Source organism: Sphingorhabdus sp. (assembly GCF_044239005.1).
Lineage (GTDB): Bacteria > Pseudomonadota > Alphaproteobacteria > Sphingomonadales > Sphingomonadaceae > Sphingorhabdus_B.
This window is the reverse complement of sequence record NZ_JBIICH010000159.1, coordinates 1-4,107: the sequence shown is the minus strand read 5'-3', so window position 1 is coordinate 4,107 and position 4,107 is coordinate 1. Positions and strand designations below refer to the sequence as shown.

5 protein-coding genes are annotated in these 4,107 nt (G+C 57.6%); 4 read left to right on the top strand and 1 reads right to left on the bottom strand.

The genetic code is table 11. The features are described 5' to 3' along the window. Positions 1-384: 384 nt before the first annotated feature. Both ACILQA_RS10270 and queA read left to right on the top strand, forming a co-directional pair. The gene (locus ACILQA_RS10270; protein WP_395629605.1) at positions 385-1,020 is read left to right on the top strand and encodes a peptidylprolyl isomerase; all 636 of its coding nucleotides are present in this window, start codon (positions 385-387) and stop codon (positions 1,018-1,020) included. Positions 1,021-1,036: 16 nt separating this feature from the next. Further along, a complete protein-coding gene (gene queA / locus ACILQA_RS10265) occupies positions 1,037-2,065 on the top strand; it encodes a tRNA preQ1(34) S-adenosylmethionine ribosyltransferase-isomerase QueA (protein WP_395629603.1) in 1,029 nt (342 codons plus the stop codon). A 15-nt stretch (positions 2,066-2,080) separates the two neighbouring features. On the opposite strand, the gene pyk is transcribed toward queA, so the two are convergent. After that, positions 2,081-3,508, bottom strand: a complete 1,428-nt coding sequence (gene pyk, locus ACILQA_RS10260; protein WP_395629602.1) for a pyruvate kinase — start codon at positions 3,506-3,508, stop codon at positions 2,081-2,083. Positions 3,509-3,609: 101 nt separating this feature from the next. Between pyk and ACILQA_RS10255 the strand changes: the two genes are divergently transcribed. Both ACILQA_RS10255 and ACILQA_RS10250 read left to right on the top strand, forming a co-directional pair. Beyond that, positions 3,610-3,912: a DUF1244 domain-containing protein gene (locus ACILQA_RS10255; protein WP_395629601.1), complete on the top strand. Its 303-nt coding sequence runs from the start codon at positions 3,610-3,612 to the stop codon at positions 3,910-3,912. A gap of 58 nt (positions 3,913-3,970) precedes the next feature. After that, on the top strand, positions 3,971-4,107 hold a 137-nt coding region (locus ACILQA_RS10250), incomplete at its 3' end, for a GapR family DNA-binding domain-containing protein (protein WP_395629604.1).

Genomic DNA, 4,107 nt, shown 5'->3' with positions numbered 1-4,107 from the left:
GTGCCGCTGCATATTTCAAATTGCTGATACGTGTGTTTTTCACGATATAGCCCCTATAATAGCGCCCCATTCCAACGACTTATCGCGTCCTGGTGGCTGTTAAACTCCCCAGCTTTTTCACTCAAATCGCACATGCAAAGCACGAACGGATTAAAGAGAAAACTCTCCGGGTTGGCTGCGCTGTGGCGAATTTCCTAGGTTTACGCAACAAATTGGGCGGATATGACAATAATATTTCGGGGCTGTCACTTTTATGCAACAGTGACTTATCCACAGACTTCGCCTCTGCGGGGCCAACCTGAAGCCGTTCGAAAATCGTTCATGACAGCGACAGCGTCGTTCGTTATGAGAACAGCACTTCTATTATAAAGGCGGCCTTTTTTGATGTTATCACGCATATTTTTGTCGAAGTTGACTGCGCTCATTTTAGGCGGGCTGTTCCTTGCGGGCGCTCCTGCACTCGCGCAAACGCCAGCGACTGCGCCTACGCCCGTTGCGCCTGACCTTGAAAATATGCTGGTGCTCGATTTGTCGACGGGCGGCCGCGTTACCATTCAGATGTTCCCCGCCGTTGCACCCGCGCATGTGGAGCGCATCAAGACGCTGACGCGTCAGGGCTTTTACAATGGCGTTATCTTCCACCGCGTGATTGAAGGCTTCATGGCGCAGACCGGCGATCCCACGGGCACGGGCCAAGGTGGGTCGGAGCTTCCCGATCTGAAGGCCGAATTTAACAAAACGCCGCATTTGCGCGGAACAGTGTCGATGGCACGCACGAATGAACCCGACACGGCCAACAGCCAATTCTTCATCTGCTTTCAACCGCGCTTCAGCCTCGACAACAAATATACCGTCTTTGGCCGCGTGACATCCGGCATGCAGTTTGTCGACGCCATTGAACGCGGCGAACCACCCGCAAGCCCAAGCAAAGTGCTTCAGGCATCGATTGCGGCCGACAATGTCCCACCGCCGGCATTTCCCGCGCAGCCCGTTGCCTTAGGCCAACCAAGCGGTAGCTAACCGCTGCGGAATCATCATGCGCGTAGACCTGTTTGATTTCGAGCTTCCGCCCGAGCGGATCGCCCTGCGGCCTGTTAGCCCGCGGGATTCCGCGCGCATGCTATGCGTCGGTGGCGACGGCAACATGGTCGATGCTTCAGTCAGCGACCTGCCGCAAAAGCTGCGCAAGGGCGACTGCCTGATCTTCAACGACACCCGGGTTATTCCTGCACAGCTTACCGGCCGCAGGGGCGATGCGACGATTGGCGCGACATTGCATAAACGCATCGATCTGCGCCGCTGGCAGGCCTTCATCCGCAATGCAAAGCGCCTGCATATTGGTGACTGCATTGATTTTGGCCAAGGGGTCTTGGCCAAGGCCGAAGAACGCCATGACGACGGCAGCTTTACATTGTTCTTTGAAGGCGATGAACCCGTCGAAGTCTTGCTACATCGGGCTGGGACGATGCCGTTGCCGCCCTATATCGCTGGCAAGCGGCCAACCGATGCGCGCGATGCCGAAGATTATCAGACAATGTTCGCGCAAAGGGACGGCGCCGTCGCCGCGCCTACCGCGTCACTGCATTTCACCCCCGAATTGATGCAGGCGGTGCACGATGCGGGGATAGAAACCGCAACGCTGACCCTGCACGTGGGTGCGGGCACGTTCCTTCCAGTAAAGGTCGATGACACGACAAGCCACCGCATGCACAGCGAGTGGGGCAGCATTGATGCCGAGACAGCGGATCGGCTCAACAGCATAAGCGCAAATGGCGGCCGCTTGATCGCGGTCGGCACCACCTCGTTGCGCCTTGTCGAGAGCGCCGCCGACCAAAATGGTGTGGTGCACCCGTTTGAAGGCGACACCGATATCTTCATCACCCCGGGCTATCGGTTTAAGGCCATCAACGGCCTCATGACCAACTTTCACTTGCCAAAATCAACGCTGTTCATGCTGGTGAGCGCGTTGATGGGCCGCGAGACGATGCAGGCGGCCTATGCCCATGCAATCGCCAAAGAATACCGGTTTTACAGCTATGGCGACAGCAGTCTTTTACTGCCCTAATCGCGCAACCGGCCGTTAATGGCCCTTTAATTCGTCGCCGGTCAGCCGGACGATGTGCAGCACATTTGTGGAACCCGGCGTGCCAAATGGTACGCCAGCCATGATGACAATGCGTCCACCAGCCTGCCCCAAATGATAGCGCAGCGCCATGCGCTTGCCCTTCGCGACCATTTCCTCGAACGATCCAATATCCTTGGTCCGCACAGCAAAAGCGCCCCAAAGGAGCCCAAGGCGGCGCGCGGTCGATTGGCTGGCGGTCAGCACCAAGAGTGGCACGGATGGCCGTTCGCGCGAAATCCGCCGCGCGGTCGAACCTGACGATGTGAAGCAGACAATGGCGCTGGTTTCTATGGTGTCGACAATCCGTCCGCTCGCTTCGGCCAGCGCATCGGCCGTGGTGGAATCGGCTGGGGTCTCGGTAAAGTGGATACGCTTGTAGAAATCGGGGTCGCTTTCGACCTGTTGCGCAATGCGGTCCATGATCGACACCGCTTCAATCGGCCAAGCGCCCGCAGCCGTTTCGGCAGACAACATGACCGCGTCGGCACCATCATAAATTGCAGTCGCAACGTCCGACACCTCGGCGCGGGTGGGCGATGGCGATACGATCATCGATTCCAACATTTGCGTCGCAACGACAACTGGCTTGCCCATGCGCCGTGCGGTCGACACAATCTTCTTCTGCAATGGCGGCACTTGTTCGGGCAGCATCTCAACACCCAAATCACCGCGCGCGACCATCACGCCGTCGGCGAGTTCCAGAATTTCTTCCAACCGCCCGATGGCGGCAGGCTTTTCAATCTTCGCCAGCAACGCAGCCTTATTACCAATCAGCTTCTTGCCCTCGGCAACATCTTCTGGCCGCTGGACAAAGGACATCGCGATCCAATCCACGCCCTGCTCCAGCGCAAAGGCAAGGTCCGACCGGTCCTTTTCGGTCAGCGCGGCAATGGGAATGACGACGTCAGGGACATTCAGCCCCTTGCGGTTCGACAATGCGCCGCCAACTTCCACCATTGTATTGATATATTCCAGCCCGATTTCGGTGACCCGCAGAACAAGCTTACCATCGTCGAGCAACAGCCGTGCGCCGACTTCCAATGCGGCAAAGATTTCGGGGTGCGGCAAATAGACGCGGTGCGCGTCCCCCGGTGTGTGGTCGGTATCCAGCCGGAAAGTATCGCCCGTGTGCAATTCCACCTTGCCATCGGCAAAGGTGCCGACGCGCAGCTTGGGCCCTTGCAAATCCACCAAGATTGTCGTGGGCCGGTTATAGGCTTTTTCAAGCGCGCGGATATTGGCGATCAGCTGCGCCTTGTCGGCTTGCTCGCCATGGCTCATGTTCACGCGGAAGGCATCGGCACCAGCACGGAACAGCTTTTCGATCATTTCGGGCGTGTCGCTGGCGGGGCCCAATGTCGCCAATATGCGGACCTTACGCATACGTGGCTTGTGATATTGCATATAAATGGCTCCGCGATATGGATTTTGACGTTCGCACTCCCCATAACGCGGCATGTCACCAACGGAAAGGGCGCATAGCTATGCAACAGGACATCCAAATATCAGACGCGGCAGCCGCAGCCGCATTTCGCCGCCTCGTGACCCATTTGCAGCACCGCCACGATGCGCAGAATATCGACCTGATGGGCCTTGCCGGTTTTTGCCGCAATTGCCTCGCCGATTGGGTGATGGAGGCGGATGGCGCGCTGACCAAAGATGAAGCACGCACGCTGATCCACGGCATGCCCGCGGCGGAATGGAAAGCGAAGCATCAGACCGAAGCCACGCCCGCGCAATTGCAACGCATGCAGGAAAGCGTGGCGAAAAACGCCCCTTCGCATTAAGGCGCTGTCATCTTGATTCGGGTGCGCAGGCACCGACCAACACCACAGGGAGAATATTATGGCCGAAGGCAATATCGCCGCCGATCAACTGCGTCTTTTCATTGAACGCATTGAGCGTCTGGAAGAAGAGAAAAAGGGCATCGCCGACGACATTCGTGACGTTTACAGCGAAGCCAAGAGCCAAGGCTATGACGC

Bases quoted from the DNA above. Each gene is read 5' to 3' on its own strand.
- ACILQA_RS10270 (WP_395629605.1), top strand. From the start codon at position 385: ATGTTATCACGCATATTTTTGTCGAAGTTGACTGCGCTCATTTTAGGC.
- queA (WP_395629603.1), top strand. From the start codon at position 1,037: ATGCGCGTAGACCTGTTTGATTTCGAGCTTCCGCCCGAGCGGATCGCC.
- pyk (WP_395629602.1), bottom strand. From the start codon at position 3,508: ATGCGTAAGGTCCGCATATTGGCGACATTGGGCCCCGCCAGCGACACG.
- ACILQA_RS10255 (WP_395629601.1), top strand. From the start codon at position 3,610: ATGCAACAGGACATCCAAATATCAGACGCGGCAGCCGCAGCCGCATTT.